The sequence below is a fragment of the Streptomyces sp. SYSU D01066-1 genome (genome assembly GCF_054956795.1).
On sequence record NZ_JBUDHV010000004.1, the window covers coordinates 1 to 25,204 of the forward strand.

The 25,204-nt window shown below is 73.6% G+C and carries 20 protein-coding genes and 1 rRNA gene; 7 read left to right on the forward strand and 14 right to left on the reverse strand.

The features are described 5' to 3' along the window. A 16S ribosomal RNA gene (locus ACY1JF_RS05435) occupies positions 1 to 71 on the reverse strand; the annotation flags it as partial. Between the two features lie 551 nt (positions 72 to 622). After that, positions 623 to 1,630, reverse strand: coding sequence for a stage II sporulation protein M (locus tag ACY1JF_RS05440; RefSeq protein WP_462703819.1), 1,008 nt, complete (start codon positions 1,628 to 1,630; stop codon positions 623 to 625). A gap of 126 nt (positions 1,631 to 1,756) precedes the next feature. Between ACY1JF_RS05440 and ACY1JF_RS05445 the strand changes: the two genes are divergently transcribed. After that, complete coding sequence (locus ACY1JF_RS05445) at positions 1,757 to 2,746, forward strand: RDD family protein (protein WP_462703820.1); 990 nt, start codon at positions 1,757 to 1,759, stop codon at positions 2,744 to 2,746. Between the two features lie 63 nt (positions 2,747 to 2,809). Here ACY1JF_RS05445 and ACY1JF_RS05450 read toward each other — a convergent pair whose 3' ends face one another. The 6 genes from ACY1JF_RS05450 to ACY1JF_RS05475 all read right to left on the reverse strand — a co-directional run bounded on the left by ACY1JF_RS05450 (position 2,810) and on the right by ACY1JF_RS05475 (position 9,101). Next, a complete protein-coding gene (locus ACY1JF_RS05450; RefSeq protein WP_462703821.1) occupies positions 2,810 to 3,424 on the reverse strand; it encodes a hypothetical protein in 615 nt (204 codons plus the stop codon). Between the two features lie 161 nt (positions 3,425 to 3,585). Beyond that, positions 3,586 to 5,043 carry an adenosylhomocysteinase gene (ahcY, locus tag ACY1JF_RS05455; RefSeq protein WP_462703822.1) on the reverse strand — a complete coding sequence of 486 codons (1,458 nt, stop codon included), beginning with the start codon at positions 5,041 to 5,043 and terminating at the stop codon, positions 3,586 to 3,588. Between the two features lie 303 nt (positions 5,044 to 5,346). Then, positions 5,347 to 6,327: a cation diffusion facilitator family transporter gene (locus ACY1JF_RS05460; RefSeq protein WP_462703823.1), complete on the reverse strand. Its 981-nt coding sequence runs from the start codon at positions 6,325 to 6,327 to the stop codon at positions 5,347 to 5,349. 160 nt (positions 6,328 to 6,487) lie between these two features. After that, a complete protein-coding gene (manA, locus tag ACY1JF_RS05465) occupies positions 6,488 to 7,639 on the reverse strand; it encodes a mannose-6-phosphate isomerase, class I (protein ID WP_462703824.1) in 1,152 nt (383 codons plus the stop codon). 80 nt (positions 7,640 to 7,719) lie between these two features. Further along, complete coding sequence (locus ACY1JF_RS05470) at positions 7,720 to 8,847, reverse strand: SIS domain-containing protein (RefSeq protein ID WP_462703825.1); 1,128 nt, start codon at positions 8,845 to 8,847, stop codon at positions 7,720 to 7,722. An 80-nt stretch (positions 8,848 to 8,927) separates the two neighbouring features. Continuing rightward, positions 8,928 to 9,101 carry a Trm112 family protein gene (locus ACY1JF_RS05475; protein WP_462703826.1) on the reverse strand — a complete coding sequence of 58 codons (174 nt, stop codon included), beginning with the start codon at positions 9,099 to 9,101 and terminating at the stop codon, positions 8,928 to 8,930. A 412-nt stretch (positions 9,102 to 9,513) separates the two neighbouring features. Here ACY1JF_RS05475 and ACY1JF_RS05480 point away from each other — a divergent pair, with 412 nt between their 5' ends. Beyond that, a complete protein-coding gene (locus tag ACY1JF_RS05480) occupies positions 9,514 to 10,299 on the forward strand; it encodes an HAD-IIB family hydrolase (protein WP_462703827.1) in 786 nt (261 codons plus the stop codon). Positions 10,300 to 10,534: 235 nt separating this feature from the next. On the opposite strand, the gene ACY1JF_RS05485 is transcribed toward ACY1JF_RS05480, so the two are convergent. Together ACY1JF_RS05485 and ACY1JF_RS05490 are read right to left on the reverse strand one after the other, a co-directional pair. Further along, on the reverse strand, positions 10,535 to 12,151 hold the full coding sequence (locus ACY1JF_RS05485; RefSeq protein WP_462703828.1) for an L-lactate permease: 1,617 nt from the start codon (positions 12,149 to 12,151) through the stop codon (positions 10,535 to 10,537). A 125-nt stretch (positions 12,152 to 12,276) separates the two neighbouring features. After that, complete coding sequence (locus tag ACY1JF_RS05490; protein WP_462703829.1) at positions 12,277 to 12,696, reverse strand: DUF3499 domain-containing protein; 420 nt, start codon at positions 12,694 to 12,696, stop codon at positions 12,277 to 12,279. Between the two features lie 293 nt (positions 12,697 to 12,989). Between ACY1JF_RS05490 and ACY1JF_RS05495 the strand changes: the two genes are divergently transcribed. Beyond that, positions 12,990 to 13,439: a metallopeptidase family protein gene (locus tag ACY1JF_RS05495; protein ID WP_462704050.1), complete on the forward strand. Its 450-nt coding sequence runs from the start codon at positions 12,990 to 12,992 to the stop codon at positions 13,437 to 13,439. A gap of 16 nt (positions 13,440 to 13,455) precedes the next feature. On the opposite strand, the gene ACY1JF_RS05500 is transcribed toward ACY1JF_RS05495, so the two are convergent. From ACY1JF_RS05500 to ACY1JF_RS05510, 3 genes are all read right to left on the reverse strand, one after another. Further along, positions 13,456 to 14,925, reverse strand: coding sequence for a DUF5719 family protein (locus tag ACY1JF_RS05500; protein WP_462703830.1), 1,470 nt, complete (start codon positions 14,923 to 14,925; stop codon positions 13,456 to 13,458). Then, positions 14,922 to 18,683, reverse strand: a complete 3,762-nt coding sequence (locus tag ACY1JF_RS05505) for a glycosyltransferase family 2 protein (protein ID WP_462703831.1) — start codon at positions 18,681 to 18,683, stop codon at positions 14,922 to 14,924. Before ACY1JF_RS05505 ends, ACY1JF_RS05500 begins: the two co-directional genes overlap by 4 nt. A gap of 192 nt (positions 18,684 to 18,875) precedes the next feature. Beyond that, positions 18,876 to 19,139, reverse strand: coding sequence for a WhiB family transcriptional regulator (locus ACY1JF_RS05510; protein ID WP_003975777.1), 264 nt, complete (start codon positions 19,137 to 19,139; stop codon positions 18,876 to 18,878). A gap of 661 nt (positions 19,140 to 19,800) precedes the next feature. Here ACY1JF_RS05510 and ACY1JF_RS05515 point away from each other — a divergent pair. From ACY1JF_RS05515 to ACY1JF_RS05530, 4 genes are read left to right on the forward strand one after another with little or no spacing between them, the layout of a single operon-like run. Next, complete coding sequence (locus ACY1JF_RS05515; protein WP_462703832.1) at positions 19,801 to 20,301, forward strand: cysteine dioxygenase; 501 nt, start codon at positions 19,801 to 19,803, stop codon at positions 20,299 to 20,301. Positions 20,302 to 20,334: 33 nt separating this feature from the next. Then, positions 20,335 to 21,294 carry a 2-phospho-L-lactate transferase gene (cofD, locus tag ACY1JF_RS05520; RefSeq protein ID WP_462703833.1) on the forward strand — a complete coding sequence of 320 codons (960 nt, stop codon included), beginning with the start codon at positions 20,335 to 20,337 and terminating at the stop codon, positions 21,292 to 21,294. Continuing rightward, on the forward strand, positions 21,291 to 22,595 hold the full coding sequence (locus tag ACY1JF_RS05525) for a coenzyme F420-0:L-glutamate ligase (protein ID WP_462703834.1): 1,305 nt from the start codon (positions 21,291 to 21,293) through the stop codon (positions 22,593 to 22,595). The genes cofD and ACY1JF_RS05525 overlap by 4 nt, the downstream gene beginning before the upstream one ends. Positions 22,596 to 22,650: 55 nt before the next feature. After that, positions 22,651 to 23,655 (forward strand): DNA-3-methyladenine glycosylase family protein, encoded by a 1,005-nt coding sequence (locus ACY1JF_RS05530; RefSeq protein ID WP_462703835.1) that lies wholly within the window; start codon positions 22,651 to 22,653, stop codon positions 23,653 to 23,655. A 409-nt stretch (positions 23,656 to 24,064) separates the two neighbouring features. On the opposite strand, the gene manB is transcribed toward ACY1JF_RS05530, so the two are convergent. Beyond that, on the reverse strand, positions 24,065 to 25,147 hold the full coding sequence (gene manB / locus ACY1JF_RS05535; RefSeq protein ID WP_462703836.1) for a mannose-1-phosphate guanylyltransferase: 1,083 nt from the start codon (positions 25,145 to 25,147) through the stop codon (positions 24,065 to 24,067). Positions 25,148 to 25,204 lie beyond the last annotated feature (57 nt).

Consider the following 25,204-nt stretch of genomic DNA (forward strand, 5'->3'; position numbering starts at 1 on the left):
CATCGTTCGACTTGCATGTGTTAAGCACGCCGCCAGCGTTCGTCCTGAGCCAGGATCAAACTCTCCGTGAATGCTTCAACAGCTCACGGGAGCGGAACCGCCGGAGGAATGATCCGACGGTCCACAGCGTCCTCGCTGTATTTTCTTCAAAGGAACCTCGACCGTCACGAACGTGACGGACGGGGTATCAACATATCTGGCGTTGACTTTTGGCACGCTGTTGAGTTCTCAAGGAACGGACGCTTCCTTCGTACTCACCCGAGAGACTCTCTCAGGCTTTCCTCCGGGCGCTTCCCTTCGGTCTTGCGTCTCCGACTCTATCAGATCCTTTTCCGATCCGATTTCCTCGGTGCTTTCCAGGTTCCCGCTTCCGCGTTTCCCTTTCCGGCGGTTCCGACTTTATCAGAAGTTCTCGGCCGGTTTGGCCGGCGCTCTGTTTCCGATTCATCGGGAGTGGCTTCTTCGACTCTCACAGGAATCGAGAAGCTGATAGACACTCACCGTCGCCTCGGGGCAGGGCCTCCTGCAGGCAACTGTTTGAATCTACCTCCCCGCTCCTGCCGTGTCAACAGCTCTTGCGGGGCGAAGAGGAGACTAGCAGCTCACCAGGTGCACGTGCACATCAGGCGGCCGTCGGCACGGTGGCGCTGCGCTCGGCGGCATCGATGTCACCGGTCGCTCCGGCGCGAGCGGCTCGGCCCCCGAGGACGTAGACGTAGGCGAGGAAGGCCAGTTCTGCCAGGACTCCGATGGTCAGGCGGGCCCAGGTGGGCAGGCCGGACGGGGTGACGAAGCCTTCGATGGCTCCGGAGACGAACAGGACCAGGGCCAGGCCGATCGCCATGCCGATGGCCGCGCGGCCCTCTTCGGCGAGGGCGGTGCGGCGAGTGCGCGGACCGGGGTCGATGAGGGTCCAGCCCAGGCGCAGACCGGTGCCCGCGGCGACGAAGACGGCGGTCAGTTCGAGCAGACCGTGCGGGAGGACGAGACCGAGGAAGGTGTCGAGGCGGCCGGCCGAGGACATCAGGCCGAAGCCGACACCGAGGTTGAGCATGTTCTGGAAGAGGATCCAGATGACCGGGAGGCCCAGGAAGACGCCCAGGATCAGGCAGAGGGCCGCGGCCCAGGCGTTGTTCGTCCAGACCTGGGCGGCGAAGGAGGTCGCCGGGTGGGTGGAGTAGTACGCCTCGTACTGGCCGCCCGGGCGGGTGAGCTCGCGCAGTTCGCTCGGGGCCGCGATGGTGGCCTGGACCTCGGGATGCGTGCCGATCCACCAGCCCAGGAGGGCTGCCACGGCGCTGGAGAGGAGAGCGGTGGGGACCCACCAGTGACGTGCCGTGTAGACGGCGGCCGGGAAACCGTGGGTGAGGAAGCGCGTGACGTCGCGCCAGGACGCGCGTCGGGTGCCCGTCACGGTGGCACGCGCGCGTGCCACGAGTTGGCTGAGCCGGCCGGTCAGCTGGGGGTCCGGGGCGCTGGACTGGATCAGTGAGAGGTGGGTGGCCGTGCGCTGGTAGAGGGTGACGAGTTCGTCGGTCTCCGCGCCGGTGAGGCGGCGCCGGCGCTTGAGCAGGGCGTCGAGCCGGTCCCACTCCGCTCGGTGGGCGGAGACGAAGACGTCGAGGTCCATCGGTGTGCCTGCTCCTCGGCTCTCGTCGGGGCTCGTCGCGGATCAGCTTGTCGTACTGCGGTGCGATGCGTGCCCAGCTTGGCAGACTGGCGGTGTCGGGGGCAGGTCAGGGGAAGGGCGGCAGGCGTGAGTGAGCTGGTGACCGGCGAGGCGGTGGCGTTGGAACTGCGCCCCGCGAAACTGCCCAGCAGGGCGTTGGCGGTGCTGCTCGACCTGGCGGCGGCCGTGGCCGTCTACGTGGCGGTGACGGTCGGGCTGGTCGCTGCCACCGCGTCCCTGGACGAGGCGGCGCAGACGGCGCTGTCGATCGCGGCTTTCGTCCTGTTGCTGGTGGGTGCGCCCGTGGCGGTCGAGACGCTCAGCCATGGGCGGTCGCTGGGCAAGATGGCGTGCGGGCTGCGGGTGGTGCGGGACGACGGCGGGCCGATCCGGTTCCGGCACGCGCTGGTACGCGGTCTCATCGGCGTGGTCGAGATTCTGATGACCTTCGGGGTCGCGGCCTGTGTCGCCTCGCTGGTGTCGGCGCGGGGGCGGCGGATCGGGGATGTGTTCGCGGGCACGCTGGTCGTGCGGGAGCGGGTGCCGGTCGCGCCCGGGGGTTTCGTGCCGCCGCCTCCGCCCTGGCTGGCGGGGCGCTTCTCCGGGCTGGACCTGTCGGCCGTGCCGGACCATCTGTGGCTGGCCGTCCGGCAGTACCTGACGCGGATGCACCAGCTGGATCCGCGGGTGGGGCAGGACATGGCGGGACGGCTTGCCGGTGATCTCGCGGCCCGTACCGGGGTGCCCGTGCCGCAGGACGTGCCGGCGGCCGCCTATCTGGCGGCTGTGGTGCGGGAGCGGCAGGACCGGGAGGCGCGGCGGGCCTTCGGGAGCGGTGCGGCAGGCGTCCCGGGCCCTGGCGGGCAGGCTCGGCCGTCCGCGACGGGCGCCGGTGCGGCGGCCGGGGCCGCCGGTGGGTACGGGCCGTCCGCGACCCGGCCTTCGGCGCCGCCGCACGGGACCGCGGAGCCGTACGGCCGGCCTGCGGAGCCTTCGGGTACCGGGCAGCGTCCGGTGGCGTCGGAGGGGGTGCCGGCGGAGGAGCGTCCGCGCACCGGTTTCGTGCCGCCCTCGTAGGGAGGCGGGCAGCGGCAGTGGGTGTGCCGCCGCCGTGGGGCGGGGCCGGTCGGCGGTGGCCTCTCAGGGGAAGACGGACGGCGGTGACTCGAGGTCCTCGAGTTCGATGCCGGGGGCGGCCAGGACGACGTCGCCGGTGAGGTGCACGATGTGCTGTTCGCCCGTGTCCAAGGCCGTGACCTGGTATTCCTCCACGGTGAGGGGGCCACTGTCAGTGGCGTGTGCTTCTCTTCTCAGCAAGGCCCAGGACTGGTCCACGGTGCGGGGGGCGAGGACCGGTTCCGTGAGGGCCACCAGGCGTACGCGGGTCGCTGACGGGGAGGGGGTGAGGCGCAGGAGACGGGCCGTGGCGACGAGGAAGGCCGGGGAGGTGCCGGTGAAGGCGTGGGCGCGCGCGTTGCCTTCGGTGGCATGGGTCCCGGTGGCGTCGGAGCGGACCCAGGTGACGCCGTCGAGGGCGGCGCCGCGGACCTGCCAGTCGGCGGCGTGGAGTTCGAGGCGGATGGGGCGGCCCAGTCCGTCGAGGGTGAGGTCGACGGAGCCGCTGTGGTCCCCGGTGGGCGTGACCGACTGGGAGACGTAGCGCCAGCCGGAAGGGCCGGGGGCGCACTGGAAGTGTTCTTCCGCGAGGGGGGTGTGATCGTGCGGATCGTGGAGCGAATAACGGCCGCGGGGCATGGGGGTCCTGGATCGTGACGGGCTGGGCCGGCGCTGCCGGTCCGCCGACGGGGCAGGCCCCCGGCACGGGGGTGCGGGGGCCTGCCCCGGAGGAACTGCCGCGGTGAGCGTGTCCGTGCACGGACACGCTCACGCACGCTCGTGCCGAGCGGGAGGGCGGCTCAGTAGCGGTAGTGGTCCGGCTTGAACGGGCCCTCGACCTTCACGCCGATGTACTCGGCCTGCTCCGGTCGGAGCGTGGTCAGCTTGACGCCGAGGGCGTCGAGGTGGAGCCGGGCGACCTTCTCGTCGAGGTGCTTGGGCAGCACGTACACACCGGTCGGGTACTCGTCCGGCTTGGTGAACAGCTCGATCTGGGCCAGCGTCTGGTCCGCGAACGAGTTGGACATCACGAACGACGGGTGGCCGGTGGCGTTGCCCAGGTTCAGCAGGCGGCCCTCGGAGAGCACGATGATGACCTTGCCGTCGGGGAAGGTCCAGGTGTGGACCTGGGGCTTGACCTCGTCCTTGACGATGCCCGGGATCTTCGCGAGACCGGCCATGTCGATCTCGTTGTCGAAGTGGCCGATGTTGCCGACGATGGCCTGGTGCTTCATCTTGGCCATGTCCGAGGCCATGATGATGTCCTTGTTGCCGGTCGTGGTGATGAAGATGTCGGCCTTGTCGATCACCTCGTCCAGCGTGGTGACCTGGTAGCCGTCCATCGCCGCCTGGAGGGCGCAGATCGGGTCGATCTCGGTGACGATGACGCGGGCGCCCTGGCCGCGCAGCGACTCCGCACAGCCCTTGCCCACGTCGCCGTAGCCGCAGACGACCGCGGTCTTGCCGCCGATGAGGACGTCGGTGGCGCGGTTGATGCCGTCGATCAGGGAGTGACGGCAGCCGTACTTGTTGTCGAACTTCGACTTGGTGACCGCGTCGTTGACGTTGATCGCCGGGAACAGGAGGGTGCCGTCGCGCTGCATCTCGTACAGCCGGTGCACGCCGGTCGTGGTCTCCTCGGTGACGCCGCGGATCTCGGAGGCCAGCTGGGTCCACTTCTGCGAGCCGTCGGTGATGGTGCGGTTGAGGAGTTCGAGGATGACGCGGTGCTCGTCGGACTCGGCGGTGTCGGGCGAGGGGACCTTTCCGTCCTTCTCGTACTCGACGCCCTTGTGGACGAGGAGGGTGGCGTCGCCGCCGTCGTCCAGGATCATGTTCGGGCCGCCGGTGGGGCTGTCCGGCCAGGTCAGCGCCTGCTCCGTGCACCACCAGTACTCCTGGAGGGTCTCGCCCTTCCAGGCGAAGACCGGGACGCCCTGGGGGTTGTCCGGGGTGCCGTTCGGGCCGACGGCGACGGCGGCGGCGGCGTGGTCCTGGGTGGAGAAGATGTTGCAGGAGGCCCAGCGGACCCGGGCGCCGAGGGCGACCAGGGTCTCGATGAGGACGGCGGTCTGCACGGTCATGTGCAGGGAGCCGGTGACGCGGGCGCCGGCGAGGGGCTGAGCCTCGGCGTACTCCTTGCGGATGGCCATGAGGCCGGGCATCTCGTGCTCGGCGAGGGTGATCTCCTTGCGGCCGAAGGCGGCCAGGGAGAGGTCGGCGACCTTGAAGTCCTGCCGGTTGTCGACAGTCGTCATGACGAGCTGCTCCTCGGGATCGGGGCGAGGTGGTTACGGCTGATCTGCGCGGCGGCGGACACAGGGGTGCCCTGGGGAGGGCACAGTCATGCCCGCGTGCGCGCAGCGCAGTCCGTCGGAGGCCCTCTCTCCCTCGGCCGGCCCGGGTCCGGGCCGCCCGACCGCCATCAGCAGCGACGTCTGGCTCCGTCCCAAGCTACACCGGTGGCCCCCGCCGTCCCCAGTCCGCCTGCGCACGCATCCGGCCGATCACGCGAAGCGGCCCGCCGGGGTGCCGGCGGGCCGCGGGGAGGTGCGGGCGGGTCAGTGGCCGGTGGGTGAGGTGGCCGGGCCGCCGGGGGTGGCTTCGCGGTCGGCGCCCTTGGCCGCTTCGGCCTCGCTGTAGATGTCCGGCTCCAGGTAGATCACGCGGGCGATCGGGACGGCCTCCCGGATGCGGGCCTCGGCGGAGTCGATGGCGGAGGCGATCTCGGTGGCCGTGCCGTCGTGGCGGACGGCGATCTTGGCGGCGACGAGGAGTTCCTCGGGGCCGAGGTGGAGGGTGCGCATGTGGATGATGCCGGTGACGGTGTCGCCGGCGACGATCGCGGCCTCGATCTTCTCGACCGCCTCGGTGCCGGCGGACTCGCCGAGCAGCAGGGACTTGGTCTCGGCGGCCAGGACGAGCGCGATCAGGATGAGCAGGACGCCGATGCACAGGGTGCCGATGCCGTCCCAGACGCCGTTGCCGGTGAGCAGGGCGAGGCCGACGCCGCCGAGGGCGAGGACGAGGCCGACGAGCGCGCCGAAGTCCTCCAGGAGGACGACTGGCAGCTCGGGCGCCTTGGCACGGCGGATGAACTCGGTCCAGGACTGCTTGCCGCGCAGGGTGTTGGACTCCTTGATGGCCGTCCGGAAGGAGATGCCCTCGGCGATGATCGCGAAGACCAGGACGCCCACCGGCCAGTACCAGTGCTCCAGCTCGTGCGGGTGCTTGATCTTCTCGTAGCCCTCGTAGAGGGCGAACATGCCGCCGACCGAGAACAGCACGATGGAGACGAGGAAGGCGTAGATGTAGCGTTCGCGGCCGTAGCCGAAGGGGTGCTGCGGGGTGGCCGCGCGCTGGGCGCGCTTGCCGCCGAGCAGGAGCAGCGCCTGGTTGCCGGAGTCCGCGAGCGAGTGCACCGACTCGGCGAGCATCGACGACGAGCCGCTGAAGAGGAACGCCACGAATTTCGATGCCGCGATGGCCAGATTGGCGCCCAGCGCCGCCACGATCGCCTTGGTCCCGCCTGACGCGCTCATGTGTCGCGTTGTCCCTTCGCCTTCGTCTGCCCGCGCGTGCCCTCTGCCCGCGCGTGCCGCCCGGGGCTCGGCCGGTGCCCGGCTTTGCCCGTCCTTTGCGGTGGGCCATTGTTGCAGCCCGGCCGGGCGGCGGTGCGCCGACCGGGCTGCCGTGTCCGCGTCACACCCGGACGGTGGCCCGGAAGACCGTCCCGGTACCCGACACTTCGGCTTTCTCACCCGCCGGGACGAAGACGGACGCGCCGGGGGTCAGTTCGTGGTCGCCCGCGCGTACGGTGCCCGCCGTGCACAGGAGGATCTGGGGGGCGGGGCGGGTCAGGTCGTGGGCGTGGGCGCCCTCGGCGAGGACGTGGCGGGAGAGGCGGAACTCGTCGATGGGCGTGTCGTAGGCCTCTTCGCCGTCGGGGGACGCCTCGGGGCGCAGGACGCCGGGGTCGGCGGGCTGGAAGCGGACGACGCGCAGGAGTTCGGGGACGTCGACGTGCTTGGGGGTCAGGCCGCAGCGCAGGACGTTGTCGGAGTTGGCCATGATCTCGACGCCGAGGCCGTTCAGGTAGGCGTGCGGGACGCCGGCGCCGAGGTAGAGGGCCTCGCCGGGCTGGAGGCGGACGTGGTTGAGGAGCAGGGCGGCGAGGACGCCGGGGTCGCCCGGGTAGTGGTGGGCGATGCCGGCGTAAGGAGCGTACGCGCCGCCGAGGCGGGCGCAGGCGGCGGCGGTCTCGGTGACCGTGCGGGCCGTTTCGGCGGGGTCGGCCGTGAGGACGGCGGTGAGGACCTCGCGCAGGGCGGCGTCCTCGGGGTGGGCGCGCAGCAGGTCGGCGTACGGCTTGAGGGAGGGCACGCCGAGGCCGTCGAGGAGGGCGGCGGCCTCCTCGGGGGCGCGGAAGCCGCACAGGCCGTCGAACTCGGTGAGGGCGCAGATCAGTTCGGGCTTGTGGTTGGCGTCCTTGTAGTTGCGGTGGGGGGCGTCGAGGGGGATGCCGCGGCGCTCCTCGTCCTGGTAGCCGTGGCGGGCCTGGTCGAGGTCGGGGTGGACCTGGAGGGAGAGCGGGGCGCCGGCGGCGAGGATCTTGAGGAGGAAGGGCAGCCGGGGGCCGAACCGGGCGACGGAGGCGGGGCCCAGTTCGCGCTCGGGGGCTGCCGCGATGACCTCGTCGAGGGTGCCGCGGCCGGTGCGGGAGGGGGCGCCCGGGTGGGCGCCCATCCACATCTCGGCCTGGGGCTCGCCGGTCGGCTCGGTGCCGAGCAGGGCGGGGATCGCGGTGGTGGAGCCCCAGGCGTAGGGGCGGACGGTGTTGTCGAGGCGGTCCATGGCGTTACGTGGGCTCTCTCTGCCGGCTTCTTGCTCCAACGGGTCCGCGCGGTGCTCCGGCGGACGGTTCGCCTACGAGATCAGGCGCCGGAAGCGAGCGCCAGGTAAACGGCGGCGAAATCCGTGATGGCGATCAGTTCGGCGAGGGTCTCCAGTTCGCCGCCGGCCTCAGGTTCCAGTTCGCTGATCGGCGTGTCGTGGCCGAGGGCCAGGTCGCGGGCGGCGGGGGCGGCGGTGAGGCCGCCGAGGGGGCGGTCGCGCAGCAGGACGACGCGGGCGTGCAGGGCGGACGGCTCCTCCACGCGGTCGCGGAAGAAGTCGTCGGGGTCGGCGCCCGCGGCGAGCGGCCCGGCCAGCAGGACGCTGTGGGCGGCGAGGGCCTCGGGGAGTTCGGCCACGACGGCCGGGGTGCCGGAGAGTTCGGCGAGCGCGGCGGCGAAACGGCGGCCGGCGGGGCCGGCGGAGGTGCCCTCGGTCCATACGACGGGGAGGGCGTCGGCCAGTTCGGCCGCGAGGGTCTTGGCCGGGTTGCCGTACGTCGCGATGGCGGGTCCGCAGCGTTCGGCGACCTGGTCGAGGCGGTCGGCGACCTTCTCCAGGGCGTCGGGCGGGGCGGTGAGCAGGCCGATGCGGTCCAGGAGGGCGAGGAGGGGGGTGAGCAGGGCCCACAGGACGCCGGGGGCGGAACCGGCGAGGGGTTCCTCGTGGTCGTAGGGGGCCGTGGCCATCGGGAGGAACATGCCGTGGGAACCGGCGACCGTCTCGCTGAGCGGGGAGCCGGACGGGGCCACGGCGACGACCGTGCAGCCGCGCCGGTAGGCGGCTTCGGCCAGCAGGGACAGGCCGGGTTCGGTGCCGTCGGGGGTGGCGATGAGCAGCAGGTCCACGGAGCCGGCCCAGCCGGGCAGGTCCCAGCGCAGGGCGCCCGCGGCGGGGGCCACGCCGCTGGGGGCGAGGCGGGTGACGGGGCTGCCGGGGCCGGCGAGCGTGCCGAGGAGGTCGGCGGCGTGGGTGGCGGCGGCACCGGGGCCCGCGATGAGGACGGCACGGGGGCGGCCGTCGGGCTTGAGGTCGCCGACGCCGGTCTCGGCGGCCAGCCGGGCGGCGGTGCGGACGCGGGCGCCGGCTTCGGCGGCGCCGCGGAGCAGGCCCCGGCGGTCGGCGGCGGTGAGGCCTTCGGGGTTGTCGAGCAGCGTTTCGTCGAGCATGGCGGGCGGTCTCCGATCGCCGGGGCGTCAGGTGCGGGCCCGTGCCGGGCGGGGCGGGGCCCGTGCCGGGCGGGGCGCGGTTACTCGGCGGGGCGGCGGGCCTCGTCGACGAGGAGGACGGGGATGCCGTCGCGCACCGGGTAGGCCAGGCCGCAGTCCTGGCCGGTGCAGATCAGTTCCGCGTCCTGTTCCTTGAGGGGGGCGTGGCAGGCCGGGCAGGCGAGGATCTCCAGGAGGCCGGCTTCTAGCGGCATGGGGGTTCCCTTCGGGGCGGAGGGGTCTGTGCGGATGTGCTGGTCAGGGTACCGTCCGGCACGGCGGTACGGCGGCCGAGCGGGTCAGGCCGTGACCGGTGTGAACGGCCGGTGTGAACGGTCGGTGGGACCGGCCGGTGGGACCGGCCGACGGCGCCGGGCCCGCACGGCGCGGCAGCGGTTCCCGCGGAGTCCGGCGCGGGCCGGTCCCGACGCGTCGTCCCGTGGCCGGGGGCCCGCTGCCCCGATGCGCCTCGGCATCGCCTGCATACTGCTGGAAGCTTGCTGTCGGCCGCTGCCCTCGTGACGCCAGGGGCCGTGTTCCCCTGGGCCTTCCCCCGACTTGGCCTTCCCCGACCAGCAGGCCCGCCGAGACAGCAGAACGAGACACAGGAAAGAGAAGGCAGCAGCCGTGGAGAACAAAGCCGAGAAGCTCGCTCGTGTCGTGGCATTCGACTTGGACGACACGCTCACCGTTTCCAAGTCGCGGATCGACGCAGAGATGGCGGGTCTTCTGGCGCGATTGCTGGAGAAGACCGAGGTGTGCATCATCTCCGGGGGACGCTTCGAGCAGTTCGAAGCCCAGGTCCTGCGTCACCTCCGGATCACCGCTTCCGCACGCGAGCGTCTCCACCTCATGCCCACGTGCGGCACCCGTTACTACCGGTGGGACGGGGTGGAATGGCGGCAGGTGTATTCCGAGGACTTCACCCCGCAGGAGAAGCTCCGGGTCATCGAGGCGCTGACGCGGAGCGCCAAGGAGCTCGGACTGTGGGAGTCGAAGACGTGGGGGGACATCATCGAGGACCGCGGAAGCCAGATCACCTTCTCCGCTCTGGGCCAGTCCGCCCCCGTGGAGGAGAAGTACGCCTGGGACCCCGACGGCTCCAAGAAGACGCTCCTGCGTGACCACGTCGCCCGGCGACTCACGGATCTGGAGGTGCGGTCCGGGGGCTCGACCTCCGTCGACGTGACCCGGCTCGGCATCGACAAGGCGTACGGCATGAGGAAGCTCATGGAACATCTGCGTCTCGTCGAGAACGACATCCTGTTCATCGGGGATCGTCTCGAAGAGGGGGGCAATGACTATCCGGTCAAGGCCATGGGGATCGCCTGCGTGGAGGTGGACCGCTGGGAAGACACCGCTGACTACGTGTCGCGGCTCCTCGCCTCCGACGCCATACGCGAGGCTGGCTGACCCGTACCCGCTCATCGGCGCCGCGGGCTGACGAGCAGGTCAGCGCCGGACGGCTCCCTCAGGGGGCGCCGGCCGCGGCCGGGTCGGCGTAGAGGGAGGGGTTCTCGCAGTCCCGGATGACGGAGGCGGGCCAGTTCTCGTCGTAAGCGGCGCAAGAAGAGATCCGGTCGAACGCCACCGTCTTTTCCGTGCCGACGGTGATCAGAACAGCGCTGCGTGCGAGATCAGCGATGGTTCACGGCAGCATCCACCCCAGCACCGGTGCGGACTGGCCGACCACGATCAGGCACATCACCAGCAGCAGGCCGAGGCTCCAGGGCAGCACCTTGCGCAGCAGGTCGCCCTCGCGGCCGGCCAGGCCGACCGCGGCGCAGGCGATGGTGAGGTTCTGCGGGGAGACCATCTTGCCGAGGACGCCGCCGGAGCTGTTGGCGGCGGCGAGCAGTTCCGGTGACAGGCCCGACTCCCGCGCGGCGGTGACCTGGAGGGCGCCGAAGAGGGCGTTGGCGGAGGTGTCGGAGCCGGAGACGGCGACGCCGAACCAGCCCAGGACCGGGGAGAGGAAGGCGAGTCCGGCACCGGCCGCCGCGACGAAGTGGCCGATGGTGGCGGCCTGTCCGGAGAGGTTCATGACGTAGGCGAGGGCCAGCACGGAGGTCACGGTGAGGACGGCGAAGCGCAGTTCGTGGACGGTGGCGAGCCACTCCTTGACCGCCACGCGCGCGTGCACGCCGATGACGAACGCCGTGGCCACTCCCGCGAACAGCACCAGCGTGCCGCCGGTGGAGACGACCGGCCAGGTGAAGACGTTGCCGCCGACCCGCTCCCCGTCCGGCCCGGCGACGTCCAGGAAGGGCCAGTCGTAGGTCCGGGTGGCCCCGGCCAGCCGGTCCTTGACCGCCGGGATCTGCGCGACCGAGAAGACGACGACGATCAGCGCGTAGGGGGCGTAGGCGCGGACGACCTCCCGCGCGGGGTCCTGTTCGTCGAGTTCCTCGCTGCGTACGCCGGTCAGGACCGAGGTCCGTACGGGTTCGGCGGCGGGCCGCCGCGCCCGCGGCACGGCGACCAGGGCGCCCGCCCCGGCGAGGGCGGCGCCGATGTCGGCGAGCTGGGCGGAGACGTAGTTGGAGGCGGCGAACTGGGCGACGGCGAAGGCGGTCCCGCAGACCAGCGCGGGCACCCAGGTCTCGCGCAGGCCGCGCCGGCCATCCACCAGGAAGACGAGCACCAGGGGGACGAGAAGGGCCAGCAGCGGGGTCTGGCGGCCCACCACGGAGGCGACGTCGTCCAGCGGCAGCCCGGTCACCTGGGCGAGGGTGACCACCGGGGTGCCCATCGCCCCGAAGGCGACCGGCGCGGTGTTGGCGACCAGTGACACCACCGCCGCGCGGACGGGGTCGAACCCGAGCGCCACGAGCATGACCGAGCAGATGGCGACCGGCGCCCCGAACCCGGCGAGCGCCTCCAGGAGGGCGCCGAAGCAGAAGGCGACGACGAGCGCCTGGACGCGCGGGTCGTCGGAGAGGCGGCCGAAGGAGCGCCGGAGGATGTCGAAGTGCCGGGTGCGGACGGTCATGCGGTACACCCACAGGGCGTTGACCACGATCCACAGGATGGGGAAGAGGCCGAAGACGGCGCCCTGGACGCCGCTGGAGAGGGTCTGCCCGAGCGGCATGCCGTAGGCGAGCCGGGCGACCAGGACGGCCGCCAGGAGGCCCGTCAGCCCCGCCAGGTGGGCCTTCAGCCGCACGCCGCCGAGCAGGACGAGGACGAGGACCAGGGGTGCCGCCGCGACCAGGGCGGACAGGCCGAGCGAGCCGGCGACGGGGTCGAGTTCCTGGACGTACACGGGCGCCTCCCCGGTTCCGCCGCGCGAGAGGTGCTTCTCGCCGCTGAACCACTGAGACGGAATGGTCGTGTCCGCGACAAGGCCGCGTCAATGACCGTGCGGCGACGAGTCCGGAGCCGGGCGGCTCAGTTGTCCGGTGACCGCAGGACCCTCAGGTGCCCGCGCCGGGCGACCTCCATCGGGTCGGCCGACCGCGCCCCGCCGGCCCCCGCGGCCCGCTCCTGGGGCCGGGCCGCCTCGCGCACCGCGTTCGCCAGCGCCTCCAGGTCGTCGCCGCTGGGGCGGGCCGGGGCGGAGCCGTCGAGGAGCCGGACGACCTCCCAGCCGCGCGGGGCGGTGAGGCGCTCGGAGTGCTCGGCGCACAGGTCGTAGCAGTGCGGTTCGGCGTAGGTGGCGAGCGGGCCGAGGACGGCGGTCGAGTCGGCGTAGACGTACGTCAGCGTCGCTACGGCGGGACGGCCGCAAGCGGTGCGCGAACAGCGACGTACAGGGCTCACGATGTTGGACGGTACCGCACTCTTGAGCGGGCCGCGACGACTCCCCACCGGGTCACTCCACCGTGTCGCGCTGTGAGACACGCCACACACCCGTCCGGGCTCACTTCGCTGACCTGCGCGGACACCGCGCGCCGCGATGCCGGGCGGGCCGGAAACAGGCCATGATCCCACACAAACCACACCAATCGCCCCGCTCTCCCGGCCCCCGGGCGATACCGGAGAGATACGGAATCGAGCCCCGACCTTGGCTTGAACCGTCGCCTCCCGACGTGCCGCCGGCGGTCCCGTGTCCGGTGTGGAGCCCGCCGTCCGGGTCCCGCGAGGACTACGCTTCCCCAGTGATGGACAACCCCGTGACGCCCCGCGACGCCGCCCTGGGCCCCCGCCGCCGTGACCGCCACGGCCGGGGCATGCGCGGCCCGATCGCGCCCCCGCAGGTACCGCTCGCCGCGAGCCGCGGTGACGTGTTCAGGGATCTGGTGGAGGACTCCGTCGAACGGCTGGAACGGCGGTGGCCGCAACTCGCCGACATCGACTTCCTCGTCCTGGAGGTCCCGCGGCCGGACCAGAGCGGTGAGGCGTGGAGCGACGAGGCCGTGCCGCTGGGCGGCACGGTGCCCGCGCGGGACGGCCGGCGGGCGCGGGTGGTGGTGTACCGGCGGCCGGTCGAGATCCGTGCCAAGGGACGGGACGAGCGGGCCATGCTGGTGCACGAGGTCGTGGTCGAGCAGGTCGCCGACCTGCTGGGGCTGACGCCGGAGACGGTCGACCCGCGCTACGGCGAGGACTGACCGGCCCCGGCCGCCGTCACTCCTGGAGGACCGACAGGTCCTCCTCCGCCTCCGGCACCGACACCGTCCCCCGGTCGTCCGGGAGGGTCTGTGTGGTGAAGGCCGAGACGCCGCCCTCCGTCGCCGTCAGTGTGCGGGCCGCGTACACCGGGCCGCCCGACACCGGCTCGACCGTCAGGGCGTACGTGCCCTTCAGGCCCTCGGGGACCGGGATCTCGACGTCCTGGGTCGTGCCGCCCTCGATGGTGTACGTCTTCGTCGCCCGGGTGCCGCCCTCGCTGCCCGCCGACGCCATGACCTTGATCTTCGCGGCGCTCTTGGGGGCCGTGACGGAGAGCGTCGTGCCCTTGGCGCGGTTGTCCACCGCGGTCGCGCGCGTCCCGACCGGGCTCGTGGCGGGGATGAAGGCGGTCTCCTGGCCGGAGTTCTCGCCCCGCACCACGCGAACCGCCGCGACGACGGGCACCGACCGGCCGGTGGGGGTCAGCACCAGCGAACCGGCCTCGCCCCGGGTCACGTCCGCGAGGTCGACGGCGGTCGTCACGCCCGCCTTCACCCGTACCGTCTCGAATCCGGCGGGGGTGATCAGCCCCGTCGGGGAGGCGAGCTCGACCTGGAGGTCGGCGTCGGTGTCCCCGGGCGTGAACACCACCAGCCGTACGTCCTCGGCGTCCTGGGGGATGCCCGGCAGGACCAGGCTGCCCGCCGGGTCGGTGGAGGCGGCGAGCCAGTCGCCGCCCAGCTTGTCGTGCAGGGCCTGCACGGCGGCGCCGACCCGGCCGCTGCGGACGCCGACGTGCACGGTGAGGTCGGACTCCGCCTCCTCGCTGAGCGTGGACAGCAGGACCGACTCCGTGGCGTGCGGCTTGACGGTGATGCCCTCGCCCGCCGTCGACTCCACGGCGCCGTCCTCGCCGTACAGCTCGATGTCGACCACGGCGGCCGAGTCGTCGGGGTTGGTCAGCTGCACGTAGTCGGTGCGGCCGGGGTCCGTGCTGGCGCCGGGGAACCAGAACTCCGTGTCCGCCTGGGCGCAGGTGAGGCCGAGGAGTCCGCGTCCGGTGCCGGCGGCGACCTCCGTGGTCTGCTGCACGGTCCAGCCCGGCGCGAACTCGCCCTCCGCCGTGCCGATCAGGGCGGGCGCGTCACCGCCGGAGACGTCGGTGGTGGCCGGCGTGCCGGGCTCCTTCGGCTTCAGTACGGCCTCGGCGTCCTGTTCGCCGGCCTGCGCCCCGGCCGCCGTCAGCAGCGCCTCGCCGTCGCCCTCGGCGCCCTCGGTGACGGGTGTGAAGGACGTGTACGTCGTCTCGGCGAGGTCGGAGGTGCTGGGTGCCGGGCAGGTCAGGGCGGTGCGCTCGACGGGCAGCAGGGCGGCCGACCCCACCGGGCCGGCGCCGGTGGCCCCCGGGGTGGAGACCACCGCGAACCCGGTGACGGCGGCGAGCGCGGCCGTACCGGCGATGAGGGACAGGGTGGTGCGCTTCACTGCTGACTCCCGTCGGGACGCTCACTGCCCGTGCCGTGCGGATGCGGGGGCCGCGCCGGGTCGTACGGCGCCTCGTGGCCCCCCTGGCCCTGGCCGTAGGCCTGGCCGTAGGTCTGGTCGAAGTCCTGCCCGTGGTCCCGCCCGTACTCCTGGCCGGGTCCCTGGCCGCCGTACCCCTGGTCGTAGCTCTCCGCACCGCCCTGGCCGCCGTAGGCGTACGGGTCGTACTGGCCGCCCTGGTACTGCTCCTGCGGGTACGGCGCCTCCTGGTACGCGTCCGCCGAGTGGGTCCGCGGCACCTGCTCGTAGGCGTCGGCGGCGTCGGCCGCGTACTGCTCCGCGTACTGCTCATGGTGCTGCGGAGCGCCGTAGGCGTCGTACGTGCCGCCGCCCGCGTCCGCCTGCCAGTCGTCGTAGGACTGCTGCCGGGGAACGGCCGCCGGGGTCTCCTCGGCCCCGGGAACCGGCTGTTCCTCCTCCGCCTCCGCCTCCGCCTGCGCCCGCAGGCGGCGGGCCCGGCGGCCCTCGCCGGTGACGGCCTCCGCCGGGACGGCCGGCTCGTCGGGCAGGTCGTCGTCGACGTCGCGGCGCCGCCCGGGCAGGGCGAGGACGACGAGGACGACGGCGAGCAGGCCCTGGGCCCACAGCCAGGCGGTGCGGGTGAGCGGCTCGTCGTAGGTGACGTCCAGCTCGCCGCCGGCCGCGGGGAGTTCGAAACCCTGGGCCCAGCCGTCGACCGTGGTGCGGGTCAGCGGCTCGCCGTCCAGGGTGGCGCTCCAGCCGGTGTCGGCGGTGTCGGCGAGGCGCAGGACGCGGCCTTCGGCGCCGGACTCGATCGTGGTGTGGATCTCGACCGGTCCGGCGGCGACCGGCTCGGGCGTCTTGGACCCGGTGACGACGGTGGCCCGCGCGACCTCCTGGTCGACCCGCCACAGGCCGCTGCCGTCCTGCTGGCTGAGCCGGCTCAGGCCGGGGGTGGTGTCCAGGACGCGGGTGACCTCCCGGGGCGCTCCCTTGCGCACGAGGACGTAGCGCACGGCGTAGCCGCCGAGCTGGTCGGCCTGGTCGGCGCCGGACCCGGCGACGAGGTTGGCGACGACCTTGCCGAGGCCGCTGTCCGAGCCGGCGGCGGCCAGTTCGGCGTCGCCGAGGCGGGCGCCGGAGCCGCGCACCAGGGTGTAGCGCACGTGGGCGGTGGAGTCGCTGTCGAGGACGAGGGTGCGGGCCTGGTCGCGGCCGCCGCTCTCCTCGGCGACGAACGCGGGCACCTGTACCGGGTCGCGCCGCTCCAGCGGGCCGTCGGCGCCGCCGATCACCCAGGTCGCGGCGGTGATCAGCGGTCCGACGGCCGAGGCCAGGGCGATCAGCACGGCGACCGGCTGGCGCCAGCCGAAGCTCTGCTCGGCGACCCGCGCGCGTGCCCCGTCCGCGCCGAGGGCGGCGGCGGACAGCAGGGCGATGCCGTAGACGAGGGTGGCCGGGCCGGCCCAGGCGGAGCCGTTGGACAGGACGGCGAGGACGAGGCCGGTCAGGGCGGCCGACCAGGCCGTCCGGATGCCCAGCTGCCGCTCGGAGCGCAGCAGGGCGGCCAGCGCGGCCAGCACGATGCCCAGCAGCAGCACTCCGCCGGCCGTGCCGGGGCCGCCGGGGCTCGCGCCGAGCAGGTCGAGCGCGGAGGCGGCCGAGGAGCCGTACTCCAGGCCGGCCTCCTGGAAGAACCCGAACGGGAGCAGCGACAGCGACCAGGGGGCGAGCAGCAGCAGCGGCGTGCCGAGCTGGGCGAGGAGACGCGGGCCGTAGGCGGTGATCTCGCCGCGGCGCAGGGCCAGCACCCCGAGGCCGAGGACCAGCGCCGCCGGCCACACCACCGGGGTGAAGGCGGTGGTGACGGTCAGCAGCAGGGCGTAGGCCCAGGTGGCCCGCCAGCTGCCGCGTCCGCCGCCGGGGCGGGTCAGGCCGGCCGCCGCGACGCCCGCGCGGGCGATCAGCGGCAGCAGCACGGCGAGGACGGCGGTGCCGATCCGGCCGCCGGCCAGGGCGCCGGTGGCGGCGGGCAGGAAGGCGTAGACCACGGCCGCCCAGGCGCGCAGCAGCCGGGAGGTGACCAGCGGGCGGGAGGCGAAGTACGCGGTGAGGCCGGCCAGCGGGACCGAGCAGACCAGCAGGAGGGTGACGGCGAGCCCGGTGGAGCCCAGCAGCACGGAGGCGAGCAGGGCGACGATCGCCAGGTAGGGCGGTGCGGAGGCGGTGCCGCCCGCGCCGACCGCGTGCCAGGAGTCGGTGTAGCGCGACCAGAGTTCGCCGGCGCCGTCCGGTGCGGGCAGCAGCGCGCCGCCGGCCAGCGCGCCACTGCCCAGCAGGGCGCGGCAGGCGGCCAGCGAGATCAGCAGCAGTACCAGGAAGAGCACCGGGCCGGGCTTGCGGGCGATGCGCTTGAGGCGGGCGAACTGCTCGATCTCCAGGAAGTCGGCGTCGTCGCCGCCGGGTCCGGACTCGACGGCGCCGCCGTGCCGCCCGGCGCCCGAGGTCACCTCGGCGTCGGAGCGGTCGGTGAAGCTGGCCGCGGCCTGTTCGACGGTGGCCCGGACGGTGGCGCCGGGCGGCGGGAACAGGGCGCGCAGTTCGTCCTTGTCGATCCGCGGGCGGCCTCTGACGCGCCGTCCGGCGAGGATGCGCTCGGGGCGCAGCACCACGCTCAGCAGGCCGCTGACCTCGTCGAGGGCCTGTCCGGGCACCTTGCCGACGAGGTAGGCGAGGGTGCGCAGCAGCGTGCCGAGGACGATGCGGAACAGCGTCCAGGGCAGGGCGGCGGTGCGGGTGTTGACGAGCAGGGTGTGGACGGCGCCGGCCTTGTCGACCTTGTGCGGGGAGGCGGTGGCGCGTCCCGCGCAGTCGACGGCGCGGCGCTCGCGGGAGGCCGCCTCGGCGTGCCGTACGACCGCGTCGGGTGCGACCAGGACGCGGTGTCCGGCGGCGTGGGCGCGCCAGCACAGGTCGACGTCGTCGCGCATCAGGGGCAGCCGCCGGTCGAAGCCGCCGAGCGCCTCGAAGACGTCGCGGCGCACCAGCATGCCCGCGGTGGACACCGACAGCACGCCGCGGACGTGGTCGTGCTGTCCCTGGTCCTGCTCGCGCCGGTCCAGACCGGTCCAGCGGCGGCCGGAGTTGGCGATGGAGACGCCGACCTCCAGCAGCTGCCGCCGGTCGTACCAGCCGCGGAGTTTGGGGCCGACGACGGCGACGTCCTCGCGGCCGAGTCCGTACTCGTTGTCCACGACGCGCAGCAGCTGGGCGAGGGCGTCGGGTTCGGGGGCGCAGTCGTCGTGCAGCAGCCACAGCCAGTGCACGGGCTCCCCGTGGGGGAGGTCCGGCAGGTCGTAGGCGTCGTCGCGCCAGGTGCGCGTGACGGGGTCCCAGCCGCTGGGCCGCTTCAGGTACGGCAGGTCGTCCGGGGTGAGGACGGGCGCGGTGCGGGCGGCCTCCTCGACGGCCTGGCCGAAGCCGGTGCGCCGGGCGAGGTGCAGGACCCGGTCGTCGCCGAGCGCCTCGGCGACCAGCTCGGCGGAGGCGTCCGCGCTTCCGGTGTCGGCGGCGACGGCGTACTGGACGGGCCGTTCCTGGCCGAGCAGGCCGGACAGCGCGTCGGGCAGCCAGCGGGCGCCGTCGTGGGAGACGAGGACCGCGGTCACCACATGACGCGGGAACTCAGGTGAGGCAGCGGTGTCGTGATCTGCTGCCGTGTGGCTGTGCACGGACATCGAGGTACGGGCCCCGGTTCGGTGGACTGCGGTGGACGCCGGCGCCCGGTGGGAGGGCGAGGCGTCTCGGACGAGCGCCCACACTATCGGCTGGCCATGAGGACGGCCCGCCGCCTGTGGACAACCCACCCGCGACGGGCCGTTCGTACCGTAAGTCCCCGAGCGCGCCCTGCCCCGCGGGGACCGGCGCGGTCAGACCGCCGCCTTCTTCAGCCGGCGGCGCTCCCGCTCGGACAGACCGCCCCAGATGCCGAACCGCTCGTCGTTCGCCAGGGCGTACTCGAGGCACTCGGAGCGCACCTCGCAGGCGAGGCAGACCTTCTTGGCCTCCCGGGTGGAGCCGCCCTTCTCGGGGAAGAAGGACTCGGGGTCGGTCTGGGCGCACAGCGCGCGCTCCTGCCAGCCGAGTTCCTCGTCCGCGTCGTCGACCAGCAGTTGCTGCACCAGCTCGGTCATGTGCGCCCCTCGTCTGTCTTCGCGTCCCCGTGATGTGGCCGTTACCGATTCCGGCCGAACGACACGAGTGAAATTACAAGTGTGCTGCTCCGGGCGAGTCAAGCCGAGATCTGCTATTGGGCCCCTTATTCACTCTGCGGAACCAAGGCCGAGCGGAAAGTGTTCAAATCGGCATAAAGCTCCGCACACCGACAGGGACCGCGAGGTCGCCACCCCGGCCACAGGGGAGGACGCCCCGCCGTTCGATCTCGTTCCTGCGCACCCACCGAAGCGGCCTTGATCACATTCGGATCACGGGACGGCAACGGGGGTTGTGCGCCCGGCTTGTGCGCCATGTGTCCCGGAAGTCGGACGAGCAAACCTGTCATCTTTCAGGTGAACCGGATGAGGTGAACCATGTCCCACATTTCGGGCGGCGAGTTGACAGTGCAGGTGTGAGCCGCTGTCCTTGTGGGCATGCTCGCGAATTCGGCACTCACCTCGACCCGCCCCGCCGGGTCCCACGGTGCTGCCCGCGCTCGCTGTAGCTGTCGCTGTTCCGGCTGTTGAGCCACGCCCGCTCCGGCCGCCTTCCGGGTCCACTCGACCCGCCCGTCTCCTCCCGCCCCACCAGGGCGCCTCCGTCCTCCCCGCACTCTTCCGCCGAGGAACCACCCCACCCATGAACAGCGACAGCGACCTGCAGATCGCCGGCGACATCCTCGAAGTACCGCACCTCCTGCAGCCACCGCGCGAGCACCCGGCCACGGTGGCCGAGTTCGCCGGCCTGGCCCGCTCCATCGCCGCGGACCGCGCCCAGTGGGAGCACCTCGTCCGCTACGACGCCCTCTCCCGCTGGTACCACCGGCTGCGCACCGGCCCCGGCTACGAGGTGTGGCTGCTGTCCTGGGTGCCCGGCCAGGGCAGCGGACGGCACGACCACGGCCCGTCCTGCGGGGTGCTGACCGTCCTGGACGGCACGCTCACCGAGCACAGCCGGCGCGGCACGCGCGCGTTGCGGCCGGGTGGGCAGCGGGTGTTCGCGCCGGGCTACGTGCACGAGGTGGTCAACGAGTCCCTGGAGCCGGCGGTCAGCCTGCACGTCTACCACCCGGGCCTGACCGACATGACCGTGTACTCGGCGTACTCGGCGCGCTGCACCCCCGCCCCGGCGACCGCCTGACGCACTGTCGTACCCGCCTGCGAGACTGGGCGCATGCGCATTGTGGTTCTGGCAGGCGGCATCGGCGGTGCCCGGTTCCTGCGCGGCCTGAAGCGGGCCGCGCAGGACGCGGAGATCACGGTCATCGGCAACACCGGCGACGACATCCACCTCTTCGGGCTGAAGGTCTGCCCGGACCTCGACACGGTGATGTACACGCTCGGCGGCGGCATCAACGAGGAGCAGGGCTGGGGACGGGCCGACGAGACCTTCCACCTCAAGGAGGAGCTGGCGGCGTACGGCGTCGGGCCCGAGTGGTTCGGCCTGGGCGACCGCGACTTCGCCACGCACATCGTGCGGACCCAGATGATCACCGCGGGTTATCCGCTCAGCGCGGTGACCGAGGCGCTCTGCGACCGCTGGCAGCCCGGCGTGCGCCTCCTGCCGATGACCGACGACCGGGTGGAGACGCACGTCGCCGTGGAGGTCGACGGCGAGCGCAGGGCGATCCACTTCCAGGAGTACTGGGTGCGGCTGCGCGCCTCGGTCCCGGCGGAGGCGGTCGTCCCGGTCGGCGCGGAACAGGCCAAGCCCGCCCCCGGTGTGCTCGAAGCGATCGCCGACGCCGACCTGATCCTCTTCCCGCCCTCCAACCCGGTCGTCTCCATCGGCACGATCCTCGCCGTGCCCGGCATCCGGGAGGCGATCGCCGAGGCGGGCGTGCCGGTGGTCGGCCTCTCCCCCATCGTCGGCGACGCGCCGGTGCGCGGCATGGCCGACAAGGTCCTCGCCGCGGTCGGCGTGGAGTCCACCGCCGCCGCGGTCGCCGAGCACTACGGCTCGGGCCTGCTCGACGGCTGGCTGGTCGACACCGTCGACGCCGGCGCGGTCACCCGTGTGGAGGCGGCCGGCATCCTCTGCAGGGCCGTTCCGCTGATGATGACCGGCCTCGACGCCACCGCGCGGATGGCGCGGGAGGCGCTGGCGCTGGCCGAGGAGGTGCGGGCGGCTTGAGCGGGGGGAGCGGCTACCGGGTCTGGGCCGTGCCCGGACTGCCGGAGGTGCGGCCCGGCGACGACCTGGCGAAGCTGATCGCCGCGGCCGAGCCGGGCCTGGCCGACGGGGACGTGCTCCTGGTCACCTCCAAGATCGTCTCCAAGGCCGAGGGCCGGGTGCTGAAGGCCGCCGACCGGGAGGCGGCCATCGACGCGGAGACGGTGCGGGTGGTCGCCCGGCGCGGCGCGCTGCGCATCGTCGAGAACCGCCAGGGCCTGGTCATGGCCGCGGCGGGCGTCGACGCCTCCAACACCCCGGCCGGCACCGTCCTCCTGCTCCCCGAGGACCCGGACGCCTCCGCCCGCGCCCTCCGCGACGGGCTGCGCGAGGCCCTCGGCGTGCGGGTCGGCGTGGTCGTCACCGACACCTTCGGCCGTCCCTGGCGCTCCGGGCTCACCGACCTGGCGATCGGCGCGGCCGGCGTCCGCGTCCTCGACGACCTGCGCGGCGGCACCGACACCCACGGCAACGCGCTCGGCGCCACCGTCGTCGCCACCGCCGACGAGCTGGCCGCCGCGGGCGACCTCGTCAAGGGCAAGGCCGCCGGACTGCCGGTCGCCGTGGTCCGCGGCCTGCCGCACACCCTGACCGAGGACGACGGCGAGGGCGCCCGCGCCCTGGTCCGCGGCGCCCGCGACGACATGTTCCGCCTGGGCACCTCCGAAGCCGTACGGCAGGCGGTCACCCAGCGGCGTACCGTACGGACGTTCACGGACGAGCCCGTCGACCCCGGCGCGGTCCGCCGCGCGGTGGCCGCGGCGGTCACGGCTCCGGCCCCGCACCACACCACGCCCTGGCGCTTCGTCCTCCTGGAGTCGGCGGAGTCCCGCACCCGCCTGCTGGACGCCATGCGGGACGCCTGGATCGCGGACCTCCGCCGCGACGGCAGGTCGCAGGAGTCCATCGCCAGGCGGGTCCGCCGCGGTGACGTCCTGCGCGACGCCCCCTGCCTCGTCGTCCCCTGCCTGGTCATGGACGGCTCGCACACGTACGGGGACGCGCGGCGGGACGGGGCGGAGCGGGAGATGTTCGTGGTCGCGGCCGGGGCCGGGGTGCAGAACTTCCTGATCGCGCTGGCCGGGGAGCGGCTCGGCTCGGCGTGGGTGTCCTCGACGATGTTCTGCCGCGAGGTCGTACGGGAGGTCCTGGACCTGCCGGCCGGCTGGGACCCGATGGGGGCCGTCGCGGTGGGCCACCCGGCGCGGGAGCCCCGCCCGCGGCCGGAGCGGGCGCCCGGGGACTTCATCGAGGTCCGCTGACCGGAGCGCCTACCCTCGTAGGGACCCCTCCCCGCCATCCCCAGGGACACCATCCGTGGCCGGACGCTTCGCTCCCCGCCCCGCGCGTACGCCGGCGTACGGCGGGCAGGGCGCCGTGCCCGGCGGGAGCGTGCCGGGGCCGGCTCCGGTGCCGGGGAAGGTCCGCGTCTGGGTGCCCGACGGGCCGCTCGACCTCGGCCTGGTCCTCGGCCCGCTGCGGCGCGGCCCCGGGGACCCGACCTTCCGGGCGACGCCGGACGGCGCGGTCTGGCGGTCCGGCCGGACGCCGGCCGGGCCCGGGACGCTGCGGGTCGCCGCGCGCGGCGGTGCGGTACGGGGCGAGGCGTGGGGGCCGGGCGCGGAGTGGCTGCTGGACCGGCTGCCGGGGTTGCTGGGGGCCGACGACGACCCGTCCGCGTTCGTGCCCAGGCACCGGTTGCTGGCGGTGACGCGGCACCGGCGGCCGGGACTGCGGCTGGGGCGGACCGGGCTGGTGCTGGAGTCGCTGATCCCGTCGGTGCTGGAGCAGAAGGTGACGGCGGCGGAGGCGTACCGGGCGTGGCGGCTGCTGGTACGGGCGTTCGGCGAGCCGGCGCCGGGGCCGGTGCCCGCCGGCCTGTACGTGATGCCGGCGCCGCGGACGTGGGCGCTGATCCCGTCCTGGGAGTGGCACAGGGCCGGGGTCGACGACAAGCGGGCGTCCACGGTCCTGCGGGCCGTGCGGGTCGCCGCGCGGCTGGAGGAGGCGGCCGGGATGGAACCGGCGGCGGCGCGGGCGCGGCTGGAGGCCGTACCGGGGGTGGGGCCGTGGACCTCGGCGGAGGTCGTGCAGCGCAGTCACGGGGCGCCGGACGCGGTGACGGTCGGGGACCTGCATCTGCCGGGGATCGTGGGGTTCGCGCTGGCCGGGGACCGGGACGCGGACGACGAGGAGATGCTGCGGCTGCTGGAGCCCTATGCCGGGCAGCGGCACCGGGCGGCGCGGTTGATCCTGTTGAGCGGTCGGGTGCCGGAGCGGCGGGGGCCGCGGGCGGCTCCGCGGGGGTTCGAGCGGTTCTGACCGGTGCCGTACGGCGTGTGAACGGTGCTGATGTGATGCCCGGCGTCGTGGTCGGCGTGGGTGGGTGGCGCGACCCGGCGCTGACCGGTTGCCGCCGCGCCCGCCCGTGCCGCCCCAGGCGGTACGACTGCCCGTGGTCACGCGGCCTGTGCCGCCCGCGCGAGTGAGCGGATCCCCCGATGCCGCGCCGGCGGCATGGGGACGTGCCCGCACCCGCGTACGGCGGCAAGGGGCCGGGGTGGGGGGTGTCCGCCCGCGGCGGTCGGCGCGTCGACCCGCTCCACCCCCGCGGCAGACCGATTCCGCGCCGTTCCGAGGACGGACACCCCCGCCCCGGCCCCGACCCCGAAGCACGCCCTGGGCGCTACGCGCACCCCCACCGCACCCGCACAGGCGCCGCGGGCACCCCCTACTGATCGGACGAGAACCGCACCGCCCCCGCCGGGATCCGCGCGTCGCACCACACCCGGACGCCCTCCCTCAGCTCGTTGTCCGCGCCGATCACCGCACCGTCCCCGATCACCGTCCCGGTGACCACCGACCGTCTCCCGACCCGGGCCCCGTTGCCGATGAGCGAGTCCGTGACGACCGCGCCCGGCTCGATCACCGCGCCCGGCAGGATCGTGCTGCCGAATATCCGCGTCCCCTCCGCGACGAACGCCCCCTCGCCCACCACCGTCCCGCCCGACAGCTTGGCGTCCGGCGCCACCCTCGCCGTCGGCAGGACGAGCCGGTCGCCGCAGCGGCCCGGCACGGCCGGGGACGGGGCGCGGCCCAGGACCAGGTCGGCCGACCCCCGTACGAACGCGGCCGGGGTGCCGAGGTCCAGCCAGTACGTGGAGTCGACCATCCCCTGCAGGTGCGCCCCCGTCGCCAGCAGTTCCGGGAACGTCTCGCGCTCCACCGACACCGGCCGCCCCGCCGGGATCGTGTCGATGACCGACCGGCGGAAGACGTACGCCCCCGCGTTGATCTGGTCGGTGACGATCTCCTCCGGCGTCTGCGGCTTCTCCAGGAAGGCCAGGACGCGGCCCGCGCCGTCCGTCGGGACGAGTCCGTAGGCCCGCGGGTCCGTCACCCTCGTCAGGTGCAGGGAGACGTCCGCGCCCGTCGCCTCGTGGGTGTCCACCAGCGCCCTGATGTCCAGCCCCGTCAGGATGTCGCCGTTGAAGACCAGCACCGGCTCGTCGGGCCCCGACCGCAGCCGCGAGGCCACGTTGCGGATCGCCCCGCCGGTGCCGAGCGGCTCCTTCTCCGTCACGTACTCGATGTGCAGCCCCAGCGACGAGCCGTCCCCGAAGTACGGCTCGAACACCTCCGCCAGATAGCTCGTCGCGAGCACGATGTGCTCGACCCCCGCCGCCTTCGCCCGCGCCAACTGGTGCGTGAGGAACGGCACCCCCGCTGCCCTGACCATCGGCTTCGGCGTGTGCACCGTGAGCGGGCGCAGCCGTGTGCCCTTGCCGCCGACCAGGAGGATCGCTTCTGTCACCTGTCGTCTCTGCTTCCTGCCGGGACCGGCCGAACTTCCTTTCGGCCGGCCAGTGTA

Excerpts from the sequence above, each read along its gene's own strand:
- ACY1JF_RS05505 (WP_462703831.1), bottom strand. The coding sequence starts at position 18,683 with ATGTCCGTGCACAGCCACACGGCAGCAGATCACGACACCGCTGCCTCA.
- ACY1JF_RS05450 (WP_462703821.1), bottom strand. The coding sequence starts at position 3,424 with ATGCCCCGCGGCCGTTATTCGCTCCACGATCCGCACGATCACACCCCC.
- ACY1JF_RS05440 (WP_462703819.1), bottom strand. The coding sequence starts at position 1,630 with ATGGACCTCGACGTCTTCGTCTCCGCCCACCGAGCGGAGTGGGACCGG.
- cofD (WP_462703833.1), top strand. The coding sequence starts at position 20,335 with ATGCGCATTGTGGTTCTGGCAGGCGGCATCGGCGGTGCCCGGTTCCTG.
- ahcY (WP_462703822.1), bottom strand. The coding sequence starts at position 5,043 with ATGACGACTGTCGACAACCGGCAGGACTTCAAGGTCGCCGACCTCTCC.
- ACY1JF_RS05475 (WP_462703826.1), bottom strand. The coding sequence starts at position 9,101 with ATGCCGCTAGAAGCCGGCCTCCTGGAGATCCTCGCCTGCCCGGCCTGC.
- ACY1JF_RS05510 (WP_003975777.1), bottom strand. The coding sequence starts at position 19,139 with ATGACCGAGCTGGTGCAGCAACTGCTGGTCGACGACGCGGACGAGGAA.
- ACY1JF_RS05470 (WP_462703825.1), bottom strand. The coding sequence starts at position 8,847 with ATGCTCGACGAAACGCTGCTCGACAACCCCGAAGGCCTCACCGCCGCC.
- ACY1JF_RS05515 (WP_462703832.1), top strand. The coding sequence starts at position 19,801 with ATGAACAGCGACAGCGACCTGCAGATCGCCGGCGACATCCTCGAAGTA.
- ACY1JF_RS05460 (WP_462703823.1), bottom strand. The coding sequence starts at position 6,327 with ATGAGCGCGTCAGGCGGGACCAAGGCGATCGTGGCGGCGCTGGGCGCC.
- ACY1JF_RS05495 (WP_462704050.1), top strand. The coding sequence starts at position 12,990 with ATGGACAACCCCGTGACGCCCCGCGACGCCGCCCTGGGCCCCCGCCGC.
- manA (WP_462703824.1), bottom strand. The coding sequence starts at position 7,639 with ATGGACCGCCTCGACAACACCGTCCGCCCCTACGCCTGGGGCTCCACC.